Origin of the sequence: Comamonas koreensis (assembly GCF_021026195.1) — a bacterium.
Classification (GTDB): domain Bacteria; phylum Pseudomonadota; class Gammaproteobacteria; order Burkholderiales; family Burkholderiaceae_C; genus Comamonas; species Comamonas koreensis.
In genome coordinates this window covers 241042-266323 of sequence record NZ_JAJNCT010000003.1, presented here as the reverse complement: position 1 = coordinate 266323, position 25282 = coordinate 241042, and the positions used below count along the sequence as shown (strand labels likewise).

Sequence of the window (25282 nt, the reverse complement as noted above, 5' to 3'; positions counted from 1 at the left end):
CGGGCCATGCAAGGCAGCGCCGTGCTATCAAAAACAATAGCAATTATGCCGTACTCAGGCGCTCCAGCGCCGCCTGCATACGCGCCTCGGCTGCTGGCAGTTGCGCGGCCAGCGCCGCTTCCAGTCCGGCATTGCGCGGGCGCTGGGCCACCGCCCAGACGGGCGCAGGGAAATGGCTGTCCTCCGCATAGCGTGCAATCACATGCCAGTGCAGATGCGGCACCATGTTGCCCAGAGTGGCCAGGTTGATCTTGGCTGGTGCGGGCTCCAGGGCGCGCAGCGCCAGCTCTACCGCCATCACCGCATCCATGCACCACTGACGCTCGGACTCGGACAGATCCGACAGCTCGGCCACATGCGCGCCCCAGACCACGCGGTAGAAGGCGGGGAAACCGGCCTCGTCGGCATGGATGACGCGCAGCAGCGCGCCACCCCGGGCGCCCTGCCAGACCAGGCGTCCGCCCTCGGTCTGGCACAGCGGGCAGTCGGGGTTGGCGGTGGCCGCCGTCATACCAGCACCCGTTCGATGCCGCCGTTGTTGGCGCGCTGCACGTACTCGGGCATCCAATTCTCACCCAGGATCTCGCGCGCCATCTCAACGACGATGTAATCGGCTTCGAGCAGCCCGTTCTGCAGGTCGCCCTGGTAGCGGTTCAGTCCCTGCAGGCAGCTCGGGCAGCTGGTCAGGATCTTGACGTTCTCCTTAGCCTCCACCTGGCCTGACTCGCGCAGCTGCGCTTCGCCCTTGCGGATTTCTTCGGTCTTGCGAAAGCGGATCTGCGTGGAGATATCGGGCCGGGTCACGCCCAAGGTGCCCGATTCACCGCAGCAGCGCTCGCTCTTGAGCACGTTGTCACCCACCAGGGCCTTGACGGTCTTCATCGGGTCCTGCTGCTTCATCGGCGTGTGGCAGGGGTCGTGGTAAAGGTAGGAGCTCTTGCCCTGCAAGGTCACACCCTTTTCCAGCAGGTATTCATGGATGTCGATGATGCGGCAGCCGGGGAAGATCTTGTCGAACTGGTAGCCTTGCAGCTGGTCGTAGCAGGTGCCGCAGCTCACCACCACGGTCTTGATGTCCAGGTAGTTCAAGGTCGTGGCCACGCGGTGGAAAAGCACCCGGTTGTCGGTGATCATCTTCTCGGCCTTGTCGAACTGGCCCGAGCCGCGCTGGGGATAACCGCAGCATAGGTAGCCCGGCGGCAGCACGGTCTGCACACCGGCGTGCCAGAGCATGGCCTGCGTGGCCAAGCCCACCTGGCTGAACAGGCGCTCGGAGCCGCATCCAGGGAAATAGAACACCGCCTCGGTCTCCGAGGTGGTGGCCTTCGGGTCCCGGATGATGGGCACGTAGTCCTTGTTCTCGATATCAAGCAGCGCGCGCGCCGTCTGCTTGGGCAGTCCACCGGGCAACTTCTTGTTGACGAAGTGGATCACCTGCTCCTTGAGCGGTGCCGTGCCCACGCTGGCGGGTGGGTGCGCGGTCTGGCGCTTGCCAAAGCCCTTGAGCACATCGACCGCCAGGCGCTGGGCCTTGAAGCCCACGCCCACCATGGTCTTGCGCAGCAGCTTGATGGTGTCGGGGTTGGTCGCGTTGAGCATGGCCATGGCCACCTTGTTGCCCGGACGGAAGCTCTTCTTGCCCATCTGCCGCAGCAGGTTGCGCATGTTCATCGTCACATCGCCAAAGTCGATCTTGACCGGGCAAGGCGTGGCGCACTTGTGGCAGACCGTGCAGTGGTCGGAGACGTCTTCGAACTCTTGCCAGTGGCGGATCGACACGCCACGGCGTGTCTGCTCTTCGTAGAGGAAGGCCTCGACCAGCAGCGAAGTGGCCAGAATCTTGTTGCGCGGGCTGTAGAGCAGATTGGCGCGCGGCACATGGGTGGCGCAGACCGGCTTGCACTTGCCGCAGCGCAGGCAGTCCTTGACCGAGTCGGCAATCGCGCCGATATGGCTTTGCTGCATGATCAGCGACTCATGCCCCATCAGGCCGAACGATGGCGTGTAGGCATTGGTCAGATCGGCATACATCAGCGACTTGCGCGATTTGTCGCCGGCATAGGTCTGCTCCAGCAGCAGTCGGCGCTCTTCGGGGCGCAGCAGCTTGCCCTTGTTGAAGTGGCCGTGCGGATCAATCTTGGCCTTGTACTCGGCAAACGGGCGCAGCTCGTCGTCGCTCAAGAACTCCAGCTTGGTGATGCCGATGCCATGCTCACCAGAGATCACGCCGTCCAGGCTACGCGCCAGCGCCATGATGCGGGCCACGGCGGCATGCGCGGTGGTCAGCATTTCATAGTCATCGCTGTTGACCGGCAGATTGGTGTGCACATTGCCGTCGCCGGCATGCATGTGCAGCGCCACAAACACGCGGCCTTTGAGCACGCGCTGGTGGATGGCAATGACCTCGTCCATGATCGGCTGGTAGGCCGAGCCGGCAAAGATGGTGGCCAGCGGCGCGCGCAGGTCGTTCTTCCAGCTGGCGCGCAGGCTGTGGTCCTGCAGCTGGCGGAACTGCTCGGCCACGCCATCGAGCCAGCCCTGCCAGCGGTTGCGCACCTCGGTCAGCAGCACCAGCGCTTGCGCGACGCGGTCTTCCAGCAGCTCGGCCGATGGAATATCGTTGGCATCGTCCTGCTTGCCCAGTGGCAGCTTGCCCTTGGCAAAAAAGTCGTGCAGCGCGTCGCACAGCTTGATCTTGTTGTTCAGCGACAGCTCGATGTTGATGCGCTCGATGCCGTCGGTGTACTCGGCCATGCGGGGCAGCGGAATCACCACGTCTTCATTGATCTTGAAGGCGTTGGTATGGCGGCTGATGGCCGCCGTGCGCTTGCGGTCCAGCCAGAATTTCTTGCGTGCCTCAGGGCTGATGGCGATAAAGCCTTCGCCGCTGCGCGAGTTGGCAATGCGCACCACTTCGCTGGTCACGCGTGCCACTTCATCGGGGTTGTCGCCCACGATGTCGCCAAACAGCACCATCTTGGGCAGGCCGCCATGTTTCTTGCTCTTGGTGGCATAGCCCACCGCCTTCAGGTAGCGGTCATCCAGGTGCTCCAGCCCGGCCAGCAACACGCCGCAGCGCTTTTGCTCGCCAAACATATAGTCCTTGATCTCGACGATCGAGGGCACGGCATCCTTCGCATTGCCAAAGAACTCCAGGCAGACGGTACGGGTGTGCGACGGCATGCGGTGCACCACCCAGCGCGCGCTGGTGATCAGGCCGTCACAGCCCTCTTTCTGGATGCCCGGCAGGCCCGAGAGGAACTTGTCGGTGACATCCTTGCCCAGGCCTTCCTTGCGGAACTTGTAGCCGGGAATGTCCAGGCGCTCGGTGCGCACCAGGGTCTTGCCGTCGGCCTCCAGGTATTTCAGCTCGAAGCTGGCCATTTCGGCGTCGTGGATCTTGCCCAGGTTGTGGTCCAGGCGCGTGACTTCCAGCCACTGCGCATCGGGCGTGACCATGCGCCAGCTGGCCAGGTTGTCCAGCGCCGTGCCCCAGAGCACCGCCTTCTTTCCGCCAGCATTCATCGCGATGTTGCCGCCGATGCACGAGGCCTCGATCGACGTCGGATCGACTGCAAACACAAAACCACCACGCTCGGCGGCATCGGCCACGCGCTGGGTCACCACGCCGGCCTGCGACCAGACGGTGGGCACCGGGTGGTCGATGCCCGGCAGCGACACCATCTCCACCTCGGACATCTTCTCCAGCTTCTCGGTGTTGATGACGGCACTGCGCCAGCTCAGCGGAATGGCGCCGCCGGTGTATCCGGTGCCACCTCCGCGGGGCACGATGGTCAGCCCCAGGTCGATACAGGCCTTGACCAGCACGGCCATTTCTTCCTCTGTGTCGGGCGTCAACACGACAAACGGGTACTCGACGCGCCAGTCGGTCGCGTCGGTCACATGGCTCACGCGCGAGAGGCCGTCGAACTTGACATTGTCCTTCGCGGTCAGCGGCTTGAAGGTGCGCAGCACCTTGCGGCGCAGCTCGGTAGCCTCCTGCAAGGTGGTGTCGAACTCGGACACCGCCACCTGCGCTGCTGCAATCAGCTGCCCCACCAAGGCATCGCGCGCCGGGTCCTCGGCAGGCGCACGGCGCTTTTGCACCTCGGCCAGGCGGTGCTCCAGCGCTTCCACCAGCTGCTTGCGGCGGCCGGGGTTGTGCAGCAGGTCGTCCTGCAGATAGGGATTGCGCTGCACGACCCAGATATCACCCATCACCTCGTAGAGCATGCGGGCCGAGCGGCCCGTCTTGCGCTCCTGACGCAGCTGGTCCAGCAGATCCCAGGCCTGCGAGCCCAGCAGGCGAATCACGATTTCGCGGTCGGAGAACGAGGTGTAGTTGTAGGGGATCTCGCGGAGACGGGCGGGCCCGTCAACCTGTGCTTGCAAGCTTGCCAGCGCAATCGGTGCGTTCATGTGTGGGGACCTGTACGGGAGCGGGCGCTCCCTTTTATGGGTAAGCAGTGGGGCCACCGATTTTATGACACCGGGCTTGCACGCATGGCTACCCCTTTTAAAACATGGTACGCCGCAGTCTGGCTTTGCCCGGCTGCATCTTCCCTGGCCAGTGGCAGCTTGCGTCAGTGTCCGCTTTTTCCAATTTTTTCTTATTTGATCGAAATTGAGCATTTCGAAGCGGCAGACCGCCCCTACCACAGCTGTTTGACAGTCCCATGTGACAACCCCTAAGCCGTGTCGCCTCTAAACCCCTAAGGTTACACTTTTCTCTCGATTACGAATGGTGGCTGAACTACAATCGTAACGCCTTGTATTTGTTGACGCTGTGCGGACGGGCGCTGGCTTTCCCCAGTTGCCTAAAACCAGCGGATATGCCACAACGTCACAGAACATTCACAAACGCCACATACGATTCGTTTTTGAGCGTTTTATAAACCCCTAGGAGCATTCATGCACTTCAAGCGTTTGGTCATCGCTGCCGGTATTGCAGCCACTACCAGCCTGTCCGCCCATGCCGTCACCGAGATCCAATGGTGGCACTCCATGACCGCCGTGAACAACGAATGGGTCAACGACCTGGCCAAGGAGTTCAACGACAGCCAGAAGGAATACAAGATTGTGCCCACCTTCAAGGGTGTGTACGACGAATCGATGACTGCAGCGATCGCGGCTTTCCGCTCGGGCAATGCGCCCCACATCCTGCAAGTGTTTGAAGTGGGCACCGCCACGATGATGGCTTCCAAGGGTGCTACCGTGCCTGTGGGCAAGGTGATGTCGGACGCCGGCGTGTCCTTCGATCCCAAGGCTTACATCCCCGCCGTGGCCGGTTACTACACCGCGCCCAACGGCCAGATGCTGAGCTTCCCGTTCAACAGCTCGACGACCATCTTCTATTACAACAAGGACGCCTTCAAGAAGGCTGGCCTGGACGCGGAAAAGGCGCCCACCACCTGGCCTGAGGTGTTCGCTGCTGCCAAGAAGCTCAAGGAAAGCGGCCACAGCTGCCCGATGACCCTGGCATGGCAAGGCTGGACTCAGCTGGAGTCCTTCTCCACCTGGCACAACGTCGAGTTCGCGACCGAGCAAAACGGCCTCTCGGCCAACGGCTACAAGGCCCGCCTCAAGCTCAACTCGCCGCTGCACGTCAAGCACATCGACAACCTGGCCGCTGCAGCCAAGGCCGGTGAGTTTGTCTACAAGGGCCGTGCTTCCACCGCCCAGGCGTCGTTCACCGCCGGTGAATGCGCGATGATCCAGACCTCGTCCGGTTTCTACGGCGACGTGGCCAAGAACGCCAAGTTCGCCTACGGCCTGGCTGCGCTGCCTTACTACCCTGATGTCAAGGGCGCACCCCAGAACACCGTGATCGGTGGCGCATCGCTGTGGGTGATGGCGGGCAAGAAGTCGGAAGAATACAAGGGCGTTGCCAAGTTCTTCGAGTTCCTGTCACAAACCAAGGTGCAGGCCGCTTCGCACCAGCGCACCGGCTACCTGCCTGTGACGATGGCTGCCTATGAGCTGACCGAGAAGTCCGGCTTCTACCAAAAGAACCCTGGCACCGACACCGCCGTGACGCAGATGATCCGCAAGGTCACTGACAACTCGCGTGGTATCCGTCTGGGTAACTACGTACAGATCCGCACCATCGAGGACGAAGAACTCGAACAGGTCTGGGCTGGCAAGAAGACCGGCAAGGAAGCCCTGGACGCCATCGTGTCCCGTGGCAACGAACTGCTGGCTCGCTTCGAAAAGTCGTACAAGCCTTAATCCTTTCATCACAGTCGCCAACCCCGCACGCGTGGGGCTGGCGCAGTCGATGAACCATCGCCCGGCGGCTGCCTGCAGCCCCGGCGGTTTTTTTGTTTTTAAGCTCCATCATGGAAAAACGCGTACTTTTCCGCTCTAAATGGCTGCCCTGGGTGTTGATTGCACCGCAGTTGCTGATCATTGGCATTTTCTTTTTCTGGCCCGCTGGCCAGGCTGTGCTGCAGTCCTTCCAGATGGAAGACGCCTTCGGCATGAGCACCGAATGGGTCGGGCTGGATAACTTCCGCAACCTGTTCGCCGACCCCACCTATCTGAATTCCTTCAAGCGCACCGCCATGTTCTCGGTGCTGGTCGCAGGCGCTGGCATTGCCATCTCGCTGGTGCTGGCCATCTTTGCAGACCGCATCGTGCGCTTCGCTATGGTCTACAAGACCTTGCTGATCGTCCCCTACGCTGTCGCGCCCGTCATTGCCGGCGTGCTGTGGGTGTTTCTGTTCTCGCCCTCCATCGGCGTGGTCACCTATTACCTGGGCAAGCTGGGCTACAACTGGAACCACATGATGAATGACAACCAGGCGATGGCGTTGATCGTCATGGCCTCGGTGTGGAAGCAGATTTCCTACAACTTCCTGTTCTTCCTCGCAGGCCTGCAGTCCATCCCCAAGGCACTGATTGAAGCCGCATCCATCGACGGTGCCGGACCCTGGCGCCGTTTCTGGAACATCCAGCTGCCGCTGCTGTCGCCCACCACCTTCTTCCTGCTGGTGATCAACATCGTCTACGCGTTCTTCGACACCTTCGGCATCATCGATGCAGCCACACAAGGCGGCCCAGGCCAATCGACCTCGATCCTGGTCTACAAGGTCTACCAGGACGGCTTCAAGGCGCTGGATCTGGGCGGCTCTGCAGCGCAGTCCGTCGTACTGATGCTGATCGTCATTGTGCTGACCGTGGTTCAGTTCCGCTATGTTGAAAAGAAAGTGCAGTACTGATCATGGTTGACCGCAATCCCTGGCTCAATTTCTTCTCGCACGCCGTGCTGGTGCTCGGCGTGGCGATTGTGGCCTTCCCGCTGTACCTGGCTTTCATCGCATCGACCCACACGGCCGATGCCATCGTGCAGTCCCCCATGCCGCTGCTGCCTGGCGCCCACCTCTGGGAAAACTACCAGGCCGCGCTGTTCGGCTCCGGCAAGCTGGGCTCCAACACCAATGTTATGCACATGATGTGGGTGAGCTTCTGGGTGGCGATGATCATCACCGTCGGCAAGATCGCCATCTCGCTGCTGTCGGCCTTTGCCATCGTCTACTTCCGCTTCCCCTTCAAGATGATCTGCTTCTGGGCGATTTTCCTCACCCTGATGCTGCCTGTTGAAGTGCGGATTTTGCCCACCTACAAGGTCGTGGCAGAACTGGGCCTGCTCAACAGCTACGCCGGTCTGACCCTGCCGCTGATCGCCTCGGCCACCGCCACCTTCCTGTTCCGCCAGTTCTTCCTGACGGTACCAGATGAGCTGGTGGAAGCGGCACGCATCGACGGCGCCGGCGCAATGCGCTTTTTCAAGGACATCCTCGTGCCGCTGTCGCGCACCTCGATCGCTGCGCTGTTCGTGATCCAGTTCATCTACGGCTGGAACCAGTACCTCTGGCCCTTGCTGATGACCACCTCGGAAGACATGTACCCCGTGGTGATCGGCATCAAGCGCATGCTGGCAGGCGGCGAAGCCGCTGTGGACTGGAATATCGTGATGGCTACGGCCATCCTGGCGATGCTGCCACCGACCCTGGTGGTGATGCTGATGCAAAAGTGGTTTGTCAAAGGTCTGGTGGATACCGAAAAGTAACCCCTCGCCATCTTGTCCCTCCACCATCTTTGACCGATACAACGAAACCTTCATATGGCTTCCATCTCTCTCAAGAACATTGTCAAACGCTACGGCACCGGCAAGACCGCCGTTCCCGTGATCCATGGCGTCAATGCCGAAATCAAGGACGGCGAATTCATCGTCCTGGTCGGGCCCTCGGGCTGCGGCAAATCGACCCTGCTGCGCATGATTGCCGGCCTGGAAGAAATCACCGGCGGTGACCTGATGATTGGCGACAAGATCGTCAACAACCTGGAGCCCGCCAAGCGCAACATCGCCATGGTGTTCCAGAACTACGCGCTCTACCCGCACATGAGCAACTACGAGAACATGGCCTACGGCCTCAAGCTCGCCAAGGTGCCCGAGGACGAGATCAAGCGCCGCGTGGACAAGGCCGCCAAGATTCTGGAGCTGTCGCACCTGCTGGACCGCAAGCCGCGCCAGCTGTCGGGCGGCCAGCGCCAGCGCGTAGCCATGGGCCGCGCCATCGTGCGCCAGCCCCAGGTTTTCCTGTTTGACGAGCCGCTGTCCAACCTGGACGCCAAGCTGCGCGGCCAGACCCGCATCGAGATCCAGAAGCTGCACGCCGAGCTGGGCATCACCAGTCTGTTCGTGACCCACGACCAGGTCGAGGCCATGACCCTGGCCCAGCGCATGATCGTGATGAACGGCGGCAATGTCGAGCAGTTCGGCACGCCTGAAGAGGTCTACCACACGCCCGCGTCGACCTTTGTGGCCGGCTTCATCGGCTCGCCGCCGATGAACCTGCTGAAGAACGCCCCCATTGGCAAGGCCGGTCAGATCCTGGGCATCCGCCCCGAGCACATCGACCTGGTGGCCTCGGGCGGCTGGGAGTTCCAGGTGGAAACCGTGGAACTGCTGGGCGCCGAGCGCCTGCTGTACGGCAAGGTCGGCGGTGAAGAAGTCGTCGTGCGCGTCGAGGAAGGCCATGCCTTCCCCAAGCCCGGCGAAGTGGCGCGCATCAGCGCCCGCGAAGACCGCCTGCACTGGTTCCACGCAGAAACCGGCAAGCGCATCTGAGCGCAGCAAGGCGATGTGCACCCCAGCCGCGCCTTGGCTCCTGAGCTGAGCCCTTGAACACCAGCGCCCAAGTGCAGCACTTGTGGCGCTTTTCTTTTTTCTCATCGAGACTGATATGACGCTTTCTAGCAACTGGCCCTATCCACGCTGGGTGGCCCACCGCGGCGCAGGCAAACTGGCGCCCGAAAACACCATGAGCGCCTTCCGCCTGGGCGCCGCGCACGGCTACCGCATGTTCGAATGCGATGCCAAGCTCAGCCGCGATGGCGTGCTGTTTCTGATGCACGATGCAGACCTGAAGCGCACGACCAATGCCCAGGGCACCGGCAGCGATCTGAGCATGGGCGAGCTGGCCCAGCTCGATGCCGGCAGCTGGCACTCCCGCAGCCATGCGGGCGAAAACCTGCCCACCTTGGAAGCGCTCGCCCGCTGGTGCCTGGCCAACCACCTCTACCTCAATGTAGAGATCAAGCCCACGCCCGGCCAGGAGCTGGAAACCGGCCGCGCCACTGGCGCGCTGATGAACCGCATCTGGCCGCAAACCGTGGTGCCGCCGCTCTTCACCTCGTTCAAGGCCGATTCGTTGCGCGGCGCCCGCGAAGTGGCAGCGCATATCCCACGCGGCCTGCTGGTCGACAAGCTGGCCGATGGCAGCGGAGACACTGAGCTGCAGCTGGCACTGGAGCTGGGCTGCCAGGCACTGGTGCTCAACCATGCACTCTGGGATGCCGCCTTGGTGGCCAAGGTCCATGCCGCTGGCCTGCGCTGCAGCAGCTACACCGTCAACGACGAATGGGCTGCCCAGCGCCTGATCGACCTGGGCACCGACGGCATCATCACTGACCGGGTCGATCTGTTCAGCCCGGCTCAGGACGGCCCACTGCTGTAAAGCTATCGCTGCCTTCACCGGCTGACAACCAGACAAAAGCCCGGCCATGCCGGGCTTTTGTCTGCGCGCGATGCGCCTCAGTCCATCTTGGTGCCCGAGGCCTTCACCGCCTCGGCCCAGCGCGGCATCTCCGTCGCCAGGAATTGCTGGAAGGCCTCGGCACCGAGAAAGGCCGGGTCAGCGCCCTGCTCCACCATGCGGCCGCGCACATCGGGCATCTGCATCACTTGGCCAAACGCGGCGCTGAGCTTGTCCACCACGTCCTTGGGCGTTCCGGCGGGCGCGAGAAAGCCATAGAAGCCCACGACCTCAAAGCCCTTGAGCCCGCTTTCAATGGCGGTGGGCACCTCGGGCAGCGCCGGGTTGCGCTCCTTGCTGGTGACGGCCAGCGCACGCACCTTGCCCTGCTTGTGGTAGGCGGCGGCCTGCGGAATGCTCTCGGCCATGAACTGCACCTGGCCGCCCACCAGATCGGTAAAGGCCGGCGCACTGCCCTTGTAGGGAATGTGCACCAGGTCCAGCCCGGTCGCACTCTTGAACATCTCGGGCACCAGGTGGCTGATGCCGCCATTGCCGGCCGAGCCAAAGTTGACCTTGCCCGGGTTGGCTTTGGCGTAGGCAATAAACTCCTGCAGGTTCTTGGCCGGTACCTTGTTGTTAACCAGCAAGGCCAGGGGCTGCATGGCCGTGCGCGCCACCGGCGTGAAATCGCGCAAGGTGCTGTAGGGCAGCTTGGGGTAAAGCGCGGGGTTGATCACCATCACCCCGGTGTTGGCCAGCATCAGCGTGTAGCCATCGGGCGGCGCTTTCATGACATCCTGCGCGCCCACCGCGCCACCGGCACCGGGTTTGTAGTCGACGATGATGGGCTGGCCCAGCACGCCCTGGAGCTTGTCGGTCAGCAGGCGGGCATGCTGGTCCAGCGGGCCTCCTGCGGGAAAACCGATGACCACGCGCACCGGTTTGGTAGGAAAGGGCTGCTGCGCCTGGGCGGCGGCGCTGAACGCCAGCCCGGCGACTGCTGCCAGGCAGGCGTGTGCGATGTGCTTCATGGTCTGTCTCCTTGGGTTTGTTATCGGTAGAGAGGCAGGCAGCGCAAACGCGGCCTGCAAAACCCATCATGACCGGCACACCCCGCTTCTACAACCAGCGCCTGTCTCGCATTTTTTCCGAATTGACGTCGCCGCCTTCAGGCGGTAGTTGCCGCCGCCTCGGCAGCGGGCGCGGTCTTGCGCCGCCACAGCAGCCCCAGCCAACCCAGGCTTTGCACAACCACCAGCAGCACCAGCATATCCAGCGCCAGCTGCGCCGCCCACAGGTGCTTGCTCATGTCGCGCACGCCTTCGCCCAGCAGCACGATGATGATCTGCGATACCACCAACAGCGCCAGCAGCAGGCCGCCAACGGCCAGCAGGCGCATGCGGGCGGCCTGATGGCAGCGGCTGGCGGCAAACAGTGCCAGCGCAGCCAGCAGAAACAGCGGCGCCAGCGGCGTGATGCTGCGGTCGCGCAGTAGCGTCAGCTGCTGCAACAGATCGGTCACCGGCTGGGCACCGCCCCCGTGGCGGTGGAGGTAGAAGTTACCGGGAAACACATGGAAGTACTGCACCGTGAAATGGCTGGGCAGCGCAAAGCGGGCCAGGCGCCACAGGGTCAGCGGGTAGTGCAGATAGGGCCGCAGCACATCGCCCTTGCCCAGCTTGGGCGTCACCGGGTAGCAATCGCGGTCCGTGTGCTGCACCTGGGTGCCGCCGGGGCCCGACAGCGCATTCCCCCAGGCATCGACACCGATACAGTCACGGCGCTCGGCCGGCACGCCCAGGCCATCGAGCTGCGCCGGGCTGAGCACCATGTAGGAGCCCAGGTAAACGCCATGGTAGGCATTGAGACTGGCATTCTTGCCGATCAACAGCGGCACCAGGCACAGCACCTGCACCGCCAGCAGCAGCTTGAGCAGCCCCCTGTCAGCCGGACTGCGCTGCCAGCGGCCCGCTGCCCAGACGCACAACAGCGCCAGCAGCGGAACATAGAAATACTGCACCTTGGCCAGGCCACACACCAGTGCCCCCAGGCCCAGACCGGCCAGCCGGACTGCGCGGCGCGAGGCCAGCATGCCCAGCAGCAGCAGCGGCAGTGCGATCAGGCAGGCGTATTCGGCATAAAACGACTGCGCCATGCCGATGTTATGCGCCATGAAGAACGCCGCCAGCCAGGCCAGCGCCAGCCCCGCCCAGGCCAGCGCACCGCGCTGCAGCGCCACAGCGCATTGCCAGGCCAGCACACCGGCATAGGCCAGCAGCAGCAATTTGGCCGCCAGCGCCGTGCGCGACAGATCAAACACGTTACCCGGCATGAAGCGCTGCACCCAGCCCGCAAACGTGAACATATGCGAAGCCAGCTCCGGATTGCCCGGCGTGCGGAACGCGCGCTCGGGCAGCGTCCAGTGGATACCGTCGCCCAGAGGCGTCAGGTAGAGATGGCCCACCACGCGTTGAAAATCATTCGTGTCTACAAACAGCAAGGCCTGCGATCCCCAGACCAGCGCCGCCGCTACAACGCCCACCGCCAGAAAGCAGATACAGAAAAGCCACCGGGAGCGGTGGCCTGCCAAGGTCGTTGTGGTAGTCATCCCACAATTATGTCTGAATTGTAAATAAACGTATAGCTTCTGCCTCAGAAATAATTGCAGTCACTGGCCTCAGCGCCGCCAGCTGCCCAGCACCACCCATTGGCTGCTGGCCAGGGCCAGCACCAACAGCGCATAGCCCACCAGGCTGCCATCGCGGCCCTGCCACAGCAGGGCGGCAAAAAGGGCGGCACAGCCCACCAGAAAGTGCAGCGCCAGCTGGCCATACCAGGGCAGCAAGGGCGTAGCCTTGCGTGCAAACACCCAGCGGGCCAACACCAGCAACAGCGCCAGAAAGGCGGCCGGGGCGCAGAAATTCAGCAGGTGCCAGAGGCTGGTGGAGGCAAGCATGGAACGGGCAGGTTGATATAAGTCAAGCTGGTACTGATACGACAAGCAATGGATTTACAGAGATTTTATAATCTGTGACATGGCAGTTTGGGCCCTGGGCATCAACCACACGACGGCACCGGTCGACATTCGCGGCCGGTTTGCATTTGCACTCGACAAGATTGCGCCAACTTTGCAGAGTTTGCGCAGCACGATCTCGGGTGTGCACAGCCACGCCGGTGTGGAAACCGCCATCCTGTCCACCTGCAACCGAACCGAGATCTACTGCGCCGCCCAAGAGCCGGCGCTTGACCACACCCTGCGCTGGCTGGCCCAGAGCGGCGACCTGCCAGCCGATGCGCTGAAGCACTACACCTACACCTTGCAGAACGACCTAGCCGCCCGCCACGCTTTCCGCGTCGCCAGCGGTCTGGACTCGATGGTGCTGGGCGAGGCCCAGATTCTGGGCCAGATGAAGAACGCCGTGCGCGCCGCCGAAGAAGCCGGCTCGCTGGGCACCACGCTGAACCAGCTGTTCCAGCGCAGCTTTGCCGTCGCCAAGGAAGTGCGCAGTGCCACCGAGATCGGCGCGCACAGCATCAGCATGGCCGCCGCTGCCGTGCGCCTGGCGGGCCAGCTGTTTGAAGACCTGACCAAGATCCGCGTGCTGTTCGTAGGTGCTGGCGAGATGATCGAGCTGTGCGCCACCCATTTCGCAGCCAAGCAGCCCGCCCACATCACCGTGGCCAACCGCACGTTGGAGCGCGGTGAAAAACTGGCCGGCCACTTTGGCGCCAGCACGATGCGCCTGGCCGATCTGCCCGACCACCTGCACGAATACGATGCCATCATCAGCTGCACCGCGTCGAGCCTGCCGATCATCGGCCTGGGTGCCGTCGAGAGCGCACTGAAAAAGCGCAAGCGCCGCCCTATCTTCATGGTGGACCTGGCCGTTCCCCGCGATATCGAGGCCGAGGTCAAGAACCTGGGCGATATCTACCTCTACACCGTGGATGACCTGGCCCATGTGGTCAAGGCTGGCCAGGAGCAGCGCCAGGCAGCCGTGGTGCAGGCTGAAACCATTATCGATGCCGGCGTGCAGCGCTTCATGCACTGGATGGACCAGCGCGCCCCCGAGGGCGGTGCCGTGCCCTTGATCCAGCAGATCAATGCGCAGGCCGATGTCTGGCGCGCGCTGGAGATCGAGCGTGCCAAGAAGCGCCTGGCCAAGGGCGAAGACATGGACGCGGTGCTCGATGCGCTGACGCGCGGCCTGTCGCAAAAGATTTTGCATGGCACGATGGCCGAGCTGCACGCGGGCGATGCCCAGGCACGTGCCCAGACTGCGGACATGGTGTCGCGCCTGTTCCTGCGCAGCCAGCGCGGCGGTGGCAACGGCCACCAATCGGGTTTGTAGCGACGCTGCGCGGCTTGCCGCCCCTGCTCGCTCCCCGCTCCTCTCTTTTTCTCGGCCTGCCTGTTTGATCGCTGCATTTGCGGCAGCCACGGCGCAGGCCCTGCCTACCAGACCGCCATGAAAGACTTTCTCCGCCAACAGCTGGAACGCTATGCCGAGCGCCTCAATGAGCTGAACTTTCTGCTCTCGCGCGAGGACATCATGGCCAACATGCCGCAGTTCCTCAAGCTCTCGCGGGAGCACACCGATGTCGCCGCCGTGGCCGAGCGCTATGCGCGCTACCAGCAGGTCGAATCCGATATCGAAGGCGCCAAGGAGATGCTGGCCGACCCGGACATGGCCGACATGGCGCGCGAAGAAATCAGCAATGGCGAGGCCGAGCTGCAGCAGCTCGCCGCCCAGCTGCAGCGCATGCTGCTGCCCAGGGACCCGGACGATGCCCGCCCCGCCTTTGTCGAAGTGCGGGCCGGCACCGGCGGTGATGAGTCGGCGCTGTTTGCCGGCGACATCACCCGCATGTACACCCGCTACGCCGAGCGCATGGGCTGGCGGGTCGAGATCATGAACGCCAACGAGGCCGAGCTGGGGGGCTACAAGGAAGTCGTGCTGCGCATCGACGGCGGCGACAACGTCTACGGCACCCTGCGCTTTGAATCGGGCGGCCACCGCGTGCAGCGCGTGCCCGCCACCGAGACCCAGGGCCGCATCCACACCAGCGCCTGCACCGTGGCGGTGATGCCCGAGCCCGATGAGCAGCAGGCCATCACGCTGAACCCGGCCGATCTGCGCATCGACACCTTCCGCGCCAGCGGCGCCGGTGGCCAGCACATCAACAAGACCGACTCGGCGGTGCGCATCGTCCACTTGCCCACCGGCATCGTCGCCGAATGCCAGGACGGCCGCAGCCAGCACAGCAACAAGGCCAAGGCCTTGCAGGTGCTGCAGGCCCGTATCCAGGAAAAGGAACGCAGCGAGCGCGCCGCCAAGGAGGCAGCCATGCGCAAGGGCCTGATCGGCTCGGGCGACCGCAGCGACCGCATCCGCACCTACAACTTCCCGCAGGGCCGTGTCACCGACCACCGCATCAACCTGACCTTGTACAAGCTCAGCTTCATCATGGACGGTGACCTCAGCGAGCTGATGGAAGCGCTGCAGTCCGAACGCGAGGCCGAGTTGCTGGCCGAGCTGGAAGTCAACCAATAAGGCCAGCCATGCCCAGCCACCACCCCGGTTTGGCGTTGCGCGCTGCCTGGCGTGCGGCGGGATACATGACGCTGGCGCTGGCCGCCAGCAGCGCCTCGGCGCAGCTGGCGCGCAAGCCATCGATGTATGAGGATGGGCGCGCAGCGCAGGAGCTGATTGCCAAGCCAGGCAGCAGCGCACCCGCGCAGGCCATGGCCAACCATAGCAGCCAGCCCTTTGCCGCCGATCTGCCCAGCCAGGCCGCCTTTGACCAGCTGGCCCGCGTCTACAACGCCGGCACGCCGCTGGCCCAGCCCCATGTGATCTTTGTGGTCGACCGCCAGGCCCGGCCTACTGCCAAGCTCTACTTCATCAACACGCCGCGTTACCAGCTGCACGACCGTTTTCTGCGCGAGCAGGGCTTGCTGCGCGGCGGCAAGGACGCACTCAACCGCAATTACCGCGACGCGGGGCGCCGCTTCATCCTGGGCACCTTGAGCTGGCAGCCGCAGATCGAGGGCTTTGTCTACGAATTCTGGGAAGGCGACCAGCTGACCGGCAGCTTGCTGCGCGAAACCGAAGCCCAGCTGCGCAGCCACTTTTTTGCGCCCGTGCAGTTCAAGGCCAACGCCAGCGCGCAAGAACTGGTGGCCGTCGCCGCAGGCATCCCCGCGCTGACACAAAGCACGCTGATCGGCCAGCAGCCCTTTTTGCCGTTGAACACCGGCCAGGCCGTGGGCCGCTTGCGCCTGGTGGACGATATCGACCACGTGCAGGACCTGCAGCCCAGCGACATCGTGGTGCTGCGCCAGGTACCCATTGCGCTGCCGCCCGTGGCAGGCGTGCTGACCGAGCAGCCGTCAACCATGGTGTCGCATGTCAACCTGCTGGCCAAGGGATGGGGCGTACCCAATGCCTATGTGCGTGATGCCAGCCAGCTGCTGGCCGCCTACAACGGCCAATGGGTGCACGTGGCGGTCAGCGCCAAGGACTACCAGCTGCGAGCTGCCACCGGTGCTGAGCGCCGCCAGGCCATGGAGCGCACAACCATCAAGCGCAGCCTGGCGGGCGCAAGCATCCAGACGGACACGCGCAGCACTGCGCTGCAGCCGCTGGCGGGACTGCGCGCCAGCCACCGCCGCCAGTGTGGGGCCAAGGCTGCCAACCTGGGAGAGGTGCGGCATGGAGGCATTGCCGGGGTCCAGGTGCCCGATGGTTTTTGCCTGCCCTTTGGCGTTTATGCCAGCGCGATGCAGCGTTTTGGTCTGGCGGAAAAAGTGGCGCGCATGCAGCAGCAGCCAGGCTTTGACAACGACACCGCCCTGCGCCGCAGTGCCTTGGCAGCGCTGCGCGCTGAGATCGAGCAGATGCCGCTGGAGGCTGCTTTTACCCAGAGCCTGCAGGCACGCTGGACCAGCCAGTTGCAACAGGCTGGCGTGTTTGTGCGCAGCTCCTCCAGTTCGGAGGATTTACCCGGCTTTAGCGGTGCCGGCCTCTACACGACCGTGCCCAATGTGAAGGGTGAAGCGGCCTTGCAGAATGCCGTGCGCAAGGTCTGGGCCTCGGTCTTCAACTTCGAAGCCTGGGAGGCGCGCCGCGCCGCCGGCATTGCGCAGGACGCCGTCGCGATGGCCGTGCTGGTGCAAAAGGCGGTGGATTCCGAGGCCTCGGGTGTGATGGTCACGCGCGATCCGCTGGGCAACACGCCGCACAGCGTGTTTATCGCCGCCAAGCGCGGCATCGGCATCCGCGTGGTGGAAGGCCGGAGGGTCGCAGAGCAGGTGCTGTACTCGCGCCGCAGCAAGGCCGTGCAGGTCCTCAGCCGCTCGGCCGAAGACACCGAGCTGCGGCTGGCACCTGGCGGCGGCGTGCAGGAAGTGGCCGTCGCGCAGCGCCAGGTGCTGAGCGATGCACTGGTCCAACGCCTGGCCGATGCCGCCGCTGCGATCGAAAAACAGTTTGGTGGCCGCACCCAGGATATTGAATGGGCGGTTGCTGGCGATCAGGTCCTGATCCTGCAATCGCGGCCTTTTGTGCAGGCCGCCAACCCCTAGCCCGCAGCCACAGCGAACCGCGCACCGACATGAATGCTTCCACCCTGAACACCCCCGTCACGGTCAGCCAGGCGCTGGCACAAGCCGCTGCGCTGGGTATTGCCCGCATCGATGCGCAGATGCTGCTGCTGCAGCTCTGCGGCCAGCCCACCCATGCGCGCGCCTGGCTCATCACGCATGATGGCGACTGCCTGAGCAGCGCACAGACCGCGCAGTGGCAGCAATGGCTGCAGCGCCGCGCCGATGGCGAGCCGGTGGCCTATCTGACCGGCCATAAAGGCTTTTACGGACTGGACCTGGCCGTGGACGCCCGCGTGCTGGACCCGCGCCCCGACACCGAAACCCTGGTGGACTGGGCGCTGGAGCTGCTGCCCGATGCGGCTCCGGGCCAGCCAGCCTTGCGCCTGGCTGACCTGGGCACCGGCAGCGGCGCGATAGCGCTGGCCTTGCAGCATGCACGGCCTGCGGCCGAGGTCTGGGCAGTGGATGCGAGCAGCGATGCGCTGGCGGTGGCACAGGCCAATGCAGAGCGGCTGCAGTTGCCGCTGCGCTTGGCGCACAGCCACTGGCTGTCGGCCCTGCAGGGCCTGTTTGATGCCATCGTCAGCAACCCGCCCTACATCCGCGACGACGACCCGCACATGCCCGCGCTGCGCCATGAACCCCGCCAGGCGCTGACCAGCGGCGCCGATGGGCTGGACGACATCCGCCAAATCGTCGATACCGCTCCCGGCTATCTGCGCGAAGGCGGCTGGCTGCTGATCGAGCATGGCTGGGACCAGGCGGAAGACGTGCGCACGCTGCTGGCCCAGCGCGGTTTTGCCCAGGTGCAAAGCCGCAAGGACCTCGCTGGCATCGAGCGAGCCAGCGGCGGGCGATGGGCTTCCATGAAATAATGGCAACCCTGTCCGCGCTTGATATGTGGCAAACCGCCCACATCTGGGAAGCTGATCCCAGCGCTGATCCGATTACATAGCAACCCACACGCCCCGACGGAGCCCATCCATGAGCGATACCCAACAACGCATCGACCAGCTGGTCAAAGGCCATGACATCGTGCTGTTCATGAAGGGAACAGCCAGCTTTCCGCAATGCGGATTCTCCGGCCGTGCCATTCAGATTCTCAAAGCCAGCGGCGTGGAGACCCGTGGTCTGACCACCGTCAATGTGCTCGAAGACCCCGAGATCCGCCAAGGCATCAAGGACTACAGCCAGTGGCCCACGATCCCCCAGCTGTATGTCAAAGGTGAATTCATCGGTGGCTCGGACATCATGATGGAAATGTACGAATCGGGCGAGCTGCAGCAACTCGTGGCTACGCTCTGATTGCGCTGCACCCGGCTTGCCGGATGTGCCCAGGCCGCCTTTGAGGCGGCTTTTTTGTGCCTGTGCGCTGCTGCTGGCTGCGCTGCGTGGCCCTCTGATGGCGGCACACAATGGCCTTGCCAGCCGCCATAGCCAGGCTGCTGAGGTAAGCTTGGCACCGCAGCACCAACCGCGCACCGCCCGCCCGCTGTGGGCTTTGAGCGCCTGCTGCCAAAAGCACTTGCCAGTCTCCAGACGGGCATGCGACCATTGAACACGGATTCAATCCGGCGGCGCCCCGCGCGCCGCCCCCGCTTTTGCCGAAAAATGTGAGCAGCCGGTCTGCACTGCTCCTACAAGAATGTCTATGAATCTTACGCAGAGTCTCTTTGTCATTGCCTTGCTGATCAGCTTCAGCGCCTTTTTCTCCATGGCGGAGATATCGCTGGCCGCCTCGCGCCGCCTGCGCTTGCGGCAGATGGTGGATGACGGAGACCCGCGTGCAGAACGTGTGATGAAGGTCCAGGAGCAGCCCGGTGAGTACTTCACCGTCGTGCAGGTGGGCCAGAATGCGGTGGCCATTCTGGGCGGTATCGTGGGCGAAGGCGCACTCAGTCCCTTTGTCGCGGGCATCGCCAGCCGCTGGCTGGAGCCAGCCACCGCGCAGACCATCGGTTTTCTGTTTTCGTTCACCGTGGTCACCTCGCTGTTCATTCTGCTGGCAGACCTGCTGCCCAAGCGCCTGTCGATGGCGGAGCCCGAGGCGCTGGCGCTGCGGGTGTCGCGCCCCATGCAATGGTGCATGACCCTCTTCAAGCCGGTGGTCTGGTTCTACAGCAAGGCGGCCGATGGCCTGTTTCGTCTGCTGGGCCTGTCGACGATCCGCGATGAAAAAATCACTTACGAAGACATTCTGGCGATGACCGAAGCCGGCGCCAAGGCCGGCGTGCTGGCCGCGCAGGAGCAGCAGGTGATTGCCAATCTGTTCGAGCTCGATACGCGCACCGTCGGCTCGGCGATGACCCAGCGCGACCGCATCGCCTTCTTCTACCAGGACGACAGCGACGACATCATCCGCGCCCGCATTGCCGAGGAGCCTTTTTCGACCTACCCGGTCTGTGCCGGTGATATCGACCATGTGGTCGGCTACGTCGATGCCAAGGACCTGTTCCAGCGCGCGCTGAACAACCTGCCGATGAAGCTGCGCGACGAAGGCCTGGTCAAGAAGGCCTTGGTCATCCCCGACCGGCTGACCCTGGCCGAGGTGCTGCAGCAGTTCCGCCAGGCGCATGAGGACTTTGCCATCATCGTCAATGAATACAGCCTGGTCGTCGGTGTGGTCACGCTCAACGATGTGATGAGCACCGTCATGGGCGACTTGATGGGCCCGGTCGATGAGGAGCTGATCGTGCGCCGCGACGAGACCTCCTGGCTGATCGATGGCATCACCCCGATCGAGGATGTGGAACGGGCCCTGCTGCTGGACGACCTGCCGCATGCCGACGAGTACGAGACCCTGGGCGGCTTTCTGATGGTAATGCTGCGCCGCATCCCGCGCCGCACCGACAAGGTGGTCTGGGGCAAGTACCAGTTCGAGGTGATGGATGTGGACAGCTACCGCATCGACCAGGTGCTGGTCACCATGGTGGACCCGAACAAGGTGCCAGATACGCCGGTGCCGCCAGCCACCAACAGCCTGGTGGCCTAAGACCCAGCAAGGCTGCAGCACCCATGAAAAAGCCACCGCATGCGGTGGCTATCTTTTTGCGGCAGCGCTGGCAGCTGGAGCGGGCCTCCGTCTTCAGGCCTCAACCTTGTTCTCAAACAGCCACTGTCGCTGGGCGCCATAGACCAGGTTGGGGTAGGTGTCCTTGCCGCGGCTGCCGTTGTAGCGGCCCAGTGCCATGAACAGATCGCCCTTTTCGCGGTCCAGGTAGTGGCGCAGAATCACGCAGCCAAAGCGCAGATTGGTCTGCATGTGGAAAAGCTTGGCCGGGTCACCATCACCGATCACCCGGGTCCAGAATGGCATCACCTGCATGTAGCCACGGGCGCCGACATTGGACATCGCGAACTTGCGGAAACCGCTTTCGACCTGGATCAAGCCCAGCACCAGCGATTCATCGAGGCGCGCGCGCCGGGCTTCGTACCAGACGGTCTGCAAAAAATCGCGGCGCACTTCCCAGTCGGGTTTGCGCCGGCGCAGGCGGTCACTCATCGCGCCCAGCCAGCGCAGGTAGACGATCTTGGCCTCGGTCGAGACAAACACCGGCTCCGGTGGCGCCGCGCTGCCAATGGCGGCCGTCAGCGCCGAGCGTACCGAATCGATCAGCGGCTCCTCCAGCTGGCCACCGGCATGCGCAGACTGCGGCGCCGCCAGCCAGGCGCCGGGCCCCGCCAACAGCGATGCCATGGCCGCGCGGCGTGATACGCCCGCAGGTAGAGCAATGCGTGAGCCTGACATCCTGGATCAATCCCTCTGGTGAATATTTTTTGCGGCGCCTGGCGGCAGGGCTGCACTTGCAGCCCATGCCCGCATCAGGCCAAGCGGCTGGTGATGAAGCTGAACACCTCTTCCACAGGCACCTTGGTGGCTGCAGTCTCGCGGCGCTGCTGGTACTCGACCATGCCTTCTTGCAGGCCCCGGTCGCCCAGCACCACACGGTGCGGCACGCCAATCAGCTCCCAATCGGCCAGCATCGCGCCCGGGCGCTCGCCGCGGTCGTCCAGTATCACATCGACACCAGCGGCCAACAAGTCTGCGTGTAGCTTTTCAGCCGCAGTCTTGACCGCTTCGCTGCGGTCCATGCCGATCGGGCAGATCACCACGGTGAAAGGCGCAATCGCGTCGGGCCAGATGATGCCGCGCTCGTCGTGGTTTTGCTCCACGGCCGCAGCGGGCAGGCGGGTGACGCCAATGCCGTAGCAACCCATTTCGAACTCGCTGGGCTTGCCGTTTTCGGCCAGGAAGGTGGCCTTCATCGCCTTGGAGTACTTGGTGCCCAGGTAGAACACGTGGCCGATCTCAATACCACGCTCAATGGCCAGCTCGCCCTGGCCGTCTGGCGAAAGGTCACCCGCCACCACATTGCGCAGGTCCGCAACCAAGGTAGGCTCGGGCAGGTCACGGCCCCAGTTCACACCGGTCAAGTGGTAGTCGGCCTCGTTGGCGCCGCAAACCCAGTCAGCCATCACGGCCACGTCGCGGTCCACCACCAGCTTGACGGGCTTCTTCAGGCCGATCGGGCCCAGGTAGCCGGGCTGGCAGCCAAAGTGTTCTTCAATCTCGCTCACCGTCGCAAAACGGAAGTTGGCCAGGCCTTCGACCTTGCCGACCTTGATCTCGTTCATGTCATGGTCGCCGCGCAGCAGCAGCAGCCAGACCTGGGAGCTCAGGATGTCGCCCTTGTCATTGGCCTCGTCGGTGGCCAGCACCAGCGATTTGACGGTGTTGGCCAACGGCAGGTTCAGCAGCTCGGCCACATCGGCGCAGGTGCTCTTGCCAGGCGTGGCCGTCTTGGCCATGGCCTGCGCGGCCGCAGCACGGGGCTGGGTAGGCGCCAGGCTTTCGGCCTTTTCAATGTTGGCGGCATAGTCGCTGTTGGGGCAGTAGACGATCGCGTCCTCCCCGGTCGCGGCAATCACCTGGAACTCTTCGCTCAGGTCGCCACCGATGGCGCCGCTGTCTGCGCGCACAGCCCGGTACTGCAGGCCAAAGCGGTCAAAGATGCGCTTGTAGGCAGCGCGCATGGTCTGGTAGCTGATCTGGGCGGCGTCGCGGTCCTTGTCGAAGGAGTAAGCGTCCTTCATGATGAACTCACGGCCACGCATCAGGCCAAAGCGGGGGCGGCGCTCGTCGCGGAACTTGGTCTGGATCTGGTAGAGGTTCTTGGGCAGCTGCTTGTAGCTCTTGAACTCCTGGCGTGCGATGTCGGTCACCACCTCTTCGCTGGTGGGCTGGATGACGAAGTCACGCGAGTGGCGGTCCTGGATGCGCAGCAGCTCCGCACCCATCTTGTCAAAGCGGCCGGTCTCTTGCCAGAACTCTGCCGGTTGCACCACGGGCATGGTTACCTCGATGGCGCCAGCGCGGTTCATTTCTTCGCGCACGATGGCCTCGACCTTGCGGATCACACGCAAGCCCATCGGCATGTAGTTGTAGATGCCGGCGCCAAGCTTTTTGATCATGCCGGCGCGGGTCATCAGCTGGTGGCTGGCGATTTCAGCGTCCGCAGGCGCTTCTTTCAGGGTCGAGATGAGAAATTGCGAAGCTTTCATAGTCTATGACAATGGACCTAGTAGTTGCCCCCTTGAAGATGGCTTCAAGGCGCAGGCATAATGGACACAGTTTAAAAAATTGGGGTTAGATTATGCTGGACCGAGATGGCTTTAGGCCAAACGTCGGCATCATCCTGCTCAACCAGCGCAATCAGGTGTTTTGGGGCAAGCGCATCCGCACCCATAGCTGGCAGTTTCCGCAGGGCGGTATCGACCGTGGAGAAACCCCCGAGCAGGCGATGTTTCGAGAGCTGCATGAGGAAGTGGGCTTGCGACCGGAGCATGTACGTATTGTGGCTAGAACGCGGGATTGGCTACGGTACGAGGTGCCCGAACGCTTCATCCGCCGCGATGCCAGAGGCTATTATCGCGGACAAAAGCAGATTTGGTTTTTGCTCCAGTTAACGGGGCATGACTGGGACCTGAATCTGCGTGCCACCAACCATCCTGAGTTTGATGCCTGGCGCTGGAATGACTACTGGGTGCCGCTGGATGTGGTGGTGGAGTTCAAGCGCGGCGTCTACGAGATGGCTCTGACCGAGCTGTCGCGTTTTGTGCCACGCAATGACCCGCGCAACCGCTATTTGCGCAGCAATGCGCGTACGCGCGATGGTGAGATGCATGAGTCGGAGCATGCGCCGACCGAAACCTTGCAGGTGTCGGTGACCACCACGACCGTGGTCAGCTACCACTCGCCACTGCGCATGATGCAGGAGATGGAGCTACCGCCTGGCGCCAGCTTTGACCCGGATCCGGGGAATGCCGGGCGTGATCCGCGCCAAAACGGCTGACCACTGACGAGTAGCCAACATGCAAAAAGCGTCCCTCGGGACGCTTTTTTGTGCTTGCGCGGCAGGCGTAGACCCACCACTAACGGCGCGATCAATGCCCCGTCAGCACCATATTGTCACGGTGCAGCATCTCGGGCTCGCCGGTGTAGCCCAGCAGCTGCTCAAACTCTGCCGATGGCTTGCGGCACAGGCGCCGTGCTTCCGCACTGCTGTAGTTGGCCAGGCCGCGTGCGAGTTCGATGCCTTGCGGATCACGCACGCCGATCACCTCACCGCGCGAGAACTCGCCATGCACGCTCACCATGCCGATCGGCAGCAGGCTCTTTCCGTCACGGCGCAGCTTTTGAGCGGCACCCTCATCCACCATGACATAGCCATGCATCTGCAAGTGGTCCATCATCCATTGCTTGCGTGCCTGGTTCTTGTGGGTATCGGCCACCAACAGCGTGCCAATGGCCTCGCCGGCAGCCAGACGCAGCAGCACATTCGGCTCACGCCCCCAGGCGATCACCGTGGAGGCGCCTGAGCCGGCAGCGCGCTTGGCCGCCAGGATCTTGGTCAGCATGCCGCCCTTGCCAATGCCAGAGCCTGCGCCGCCGGCCATGGCCTCCAGCTTCAGGTCGCCAGCCTGCGCCTCGTGCACAAATTCGGCGTCGGGGTTCTTGCGGGGATCGGCGGTGTACAGGCCCTTTTGGTCGGTCAGAATCACCAGCGCATCGGCCTCCACCAGGTTGGCCACCAGCGCACCCAGGGTGTCGTTGTCGCCAAACTTGATTTCGTCGTTGACGACCGTGTCGTTTTCGTTGATCACCGGCACCACACCCAGCTGCAGCAGGGTCAGCAAGGTAACGCGGGCGTTGAGGTAGCGCTCGCGATCGGCCAGATCGGCATGGGTCAGCAGCACCTGGGCGCTGCCCAGGTTTTGTTCGCGCAGCTTGGTCTCGTACATCTGGACCAGGCCCATCTGGCCTACGGCTGCGGCGGCTTGCAGCTCATGGATTTCCTTGGGACGCTGCTGCCAGCCCAGGCGCTTCATGCCTTCTGCGACCGCACCACTGGAAACCATGATCACTTCGCGCTTTGCACCACCCTCGCCATGCACCAGGGCGGCGAGCTGGCGGCTCCATTCCGTGATGGCGCCCTCGTCCAGGCCTTTGCCCTCGTTGGTGACCAGACTGGAGCCGACTTTGACGACGATGCGACGTGCGTCGCGCAGAACATTCGATGCCATTTTTGCTTTTTCCGGCATTGCGCCCGTCTCGCAAGCGCAAGCAGCT

The 25282-nt window shown here is 63.4% G+C and carries 20 protein-coding genes; 12 read left to right on the top strand and 8 right to left on the bottom strand.

Annotated elements, in window-relative coordinates; genetic code table 11:
• Positions 1-43: 43 nt before the first annotated feature.
• Positions 44-511 carry an HIT family protein gene (locus LPW39_RS01210; RefSeq protein ID WP_230770623.1) on the bottom strand — a complete coding sequence of 156 codons (468 nt, stop codon included), beginning with the start codon at positions 509-511 and terminating at the stop codon, positions 44-46.
• Positions 508-4419 carry a DUF3683 domain-containing protein gene (locus LPW39_RS01205; RefSeq protein ID WP_230770621.1) on the bottom strand — a complete coding sequence of 1304 codons (3912 nt, stop codon included), beginning with the start codon at positions 4417-4419 and terminating at the stop codon, positions 508-510. Before LPW39_RS01205 ends, LPW39_RS01210 begins: the two co-directional genes overlap by 4 nt.
• A 492-nt stretch (positions 4420-4911) precedes the next feature.
• Between LPW39_RS01205 and ugpB the strand changes: the two genes are divergently transcribed.
• The 5 genes from ugpB to ugpQ all read left to right on the top strand — a co-directional run bounded on the left by ugpB (position 4912) and on the right by ugpQ (position 10022).
• Positions 4912-6228, top strand: coding sequence for a sn-glycerol-3-phosphate ABC transporter substrate-binding protein UgpB (gene ugpB / locus LPW39_RS01200; RefSeq protein WP_230770620.1), 1317 nt, complete (start codon positions 4912-4914; stop codon positions 6226-6228).
• A 110-nt stretch (positions 6229-6338) separates the two neighbouring features.
• Positions 6339-7220: a sn-glycerol-3-phosphate ABC transporter permease UgpA gene (ugpA, locus tag LPW39_RS01195; protein ID WP_230770618.1), complete on the top strand. Its 882-nt coding sequence runs from the start codon at positions 6339-6341 to the stop codon at positions 7218-7220.
• A gap of 2 nt (positions 7221-7222) precedes the next feature.
• Positions 7223-8071: a sn-glycerol-3-phosphate ABC transporter permease UgpE gene (gene ugpE, locus LPW39_RS01190; protein WP_116927066.1), complete on the top strand. Its 849-nt coding sequence runs from the start codon at positions 7223-7225 to the stop codon at positions 8069-8071.
• 54 nt (positions 8072-8125) lie between these two features.
• Complete coding sequence (gene ugpC, locus LPW39_RS01185) at positions 8126-9133, top strand: sn-glycerol-3-phosphate ABC transporter ATP-binding protein UgpC (protein WP_230770617.1); 1008 nt, start codon at positions 8126-8128, stop codon at positions 9131-9133.
• A gap of 115 nt (positions 9134-9248) precedes the next feature.
• Positions 9249-10022, top strand: a complete 774-nt coding sequence (gene ugpQ / locus LPW39_RS01180; protein ID WP_230770615.1) for a glycerophosphodiester phosphodiesterase — start codon at positions 9249-9251, stop codon at positions 10020-10022.
• A gap of 77 nt (positions 10023-10099) precedes the next feature.
• Here ugpQ and LPW39_RS01175 read toward each other — a convergent pair whose 3' ends face one another.
• The 3 genes from LPW39_RS01175 to LPW39_RS01165 all read right to left on the bottom strand — a co-directional run bounded on the left by LPW39_RS01175 (position 10100) and on the right by LPW39_RS01165 (position 12999).
• Positions 10100-11074, bottom strand: a complete 975-nt coding sequence (locus LPW39_RS01175) for a Bug family tripartite tricarboxylate transporter substrate binding protein (protein ID WP_230770613.1) — start codon at positions 11072-11074, stop codon at positions 10100-10102.
• Positions 11075-11211: 137 nt separating this feature from the next.
• The gene (locus tag LPW39_RS01170; RefSeq protein ID WP_230770611.1) at positions 11212-12651 is read right to left on the bottom strand and encodes a hypothetical protein; all 1440 of its coding nucleotides are present in this window, start codon (positions 12649-12651) and stop codon (positions 11212-11214) included.
• 69 nt (positions 12652-12720) lie between these two features.
• The gene (locus LPW39_RS01165; protein ID WP_230770609.1) at positions 12721-12999 is read right to left on the bottom strand and encodes a hypothetical protein; all 279 of its coding nucleotides are present in this window, start codon (positions 12997-12999) and stop codon (positions 12721-12723) included.
• Positions 13000-13078: 79 nt separating this feature from the next.
• Between LPW39_RS01165 and hemA the strand changes: the two genes are divergently transcribed.
• The 6 genes from hemA (at position 13079) to LPW39_RS01135 (ending at position 20644) form a co-directional block, all read left to right on the top strand.
• Positions 13079-14395 carry a glutamyl-tRNA reductase gene (gene hemA / locus LPW39_RS01160; protein ID WP_230770608.1) on the top strand — a complete coding sequence of 439 codons (1317 nt, stop codon included), beginning with the start codon at positions 13079-13081 and terminating at the stop codon, positions 14393-14395.
• A gap of 117 nt (positions 14396-14512) precedes the next feature.
• On the top strand, positions 14513-15598 hold the full coding sequence (gene prfA, locus LPW39_RS01155) for a peptide chain release factor 1 (RefSeq protein WP_230770607.1): 1086 nt from the start codon (positions 14513-14515) through the stop codon (positions 15596-15598).
• Positions 15599-15606: 8 nt separating this feature from the next.
• Complete coding sequence (locus LPW39_RS01150) at positions 15607-17631, top strand: PEP/pyruvate-binding domain-containing protein (protein WP_230770606.1); 2025 nt, start codon at positions 15607-15609, stop codon at positions 17629-17631.
• 29 nt (positions 17632-17660) lie between these two features.
• On the top strand, positions 17661-18527 hold the full coding sequence (gene prmC, locus LPW39_RS01145; protein WP_230770605.1) for a peptide chain release factor N(5)-glutamine methyltransferase: 867 nt from the start codon (positions 17661-17663) through the stop codon (positions 18525-18527).
• A gap of 109 nt (positions 18528-18636) precedes the next feature.
• Positions 18637-18957: a Grx4 family monothiol glutaredoxin gene (gene grxD / locus LPW39_RS01140; protein WP_021027821.1), complete on the top strand. Its 321-nt coding sequence runs from the start codon at positions 18637-18639 to the stop codon at positions 18955-18957.
• A gap of 346 nt (positions 18958-19303) precedes the next feature.
• On the top strand, positions 19304-20644 hold the full coding sequence (locus LPW39_RS01135) for a hemolysin family protein (protein ID WP_230770604.1): 1341 nt from the start codon (positions 19304-19306) through the stop codon (positions 20642-20644).
• Positions 20645-20737: 93 nt separating this feature from the next.
• On the opposite strand, the gene LPW39_RS01130 is transcribed toward LPW39_RS01135, so the two are convergent.
• Both LPW39_RS01130 and LPW39_RS01125 read right to left on the bottom strand, forming a co-directional pair.
• Positions 20738-21400 carry a lytic transglycosylase domain-containing protein gene (locus LPW39_RS01130; RefSeq protein WP_407928766.1) on the bottom strand — a complete coding sequence of 221 codons (663 nt, stop codon included), beginning with the start codon at positions 21398-21400 and terminating at the stop codon, positions 20738-20740.
• A gap of 74 nt (positions 21401-21474) precedes the next feature.
• Positions 21475-23214 carry a proline--tRNA ligase gene (locus LPW39_RS01125; RefSeq protein ID WP_230770601.1) on the bottom strand — a complete coding sequence of 580 codons (1740 nt, stop codon included), beginning with the start codon at positions 23212-23214 and terminating at the stop codon, positions 21475-21477.
• Positions 23215-23306: 92 nt separating this feature from the next.
• Between LPW39_RS01125 and LPW39_RS01120 the strand changes: the two genes are divergently transcribed.
• A complete protein-coding gene (locus tag LPW39_RS01120) occupies positions 23307-24005 on the top strand; it encodes an RNA pyrophosphohydrolase (protein ID WP_133856838.1) in 699 nt (232 codons plus the stop codon).
• 91 nt (positions 24006-24096) lie between these two features.
• Here the strand turns inward: LPW39_RS01120 and proB are convergent, their stop codons facing one another.
• Positions 24097-25236 (bottom strand): glutamate 5-kinase, encoded by a 1140-nt coding sequence (gene proB, locus LPW39_RS01115; RefSeq protein ID WP_230770599.1) that lies wholly within the window; start codon positions 25234-25236, stop codon positions 24097-24099.
• Positions 25237-25282 lie beyond the last annotated feature (46 nt).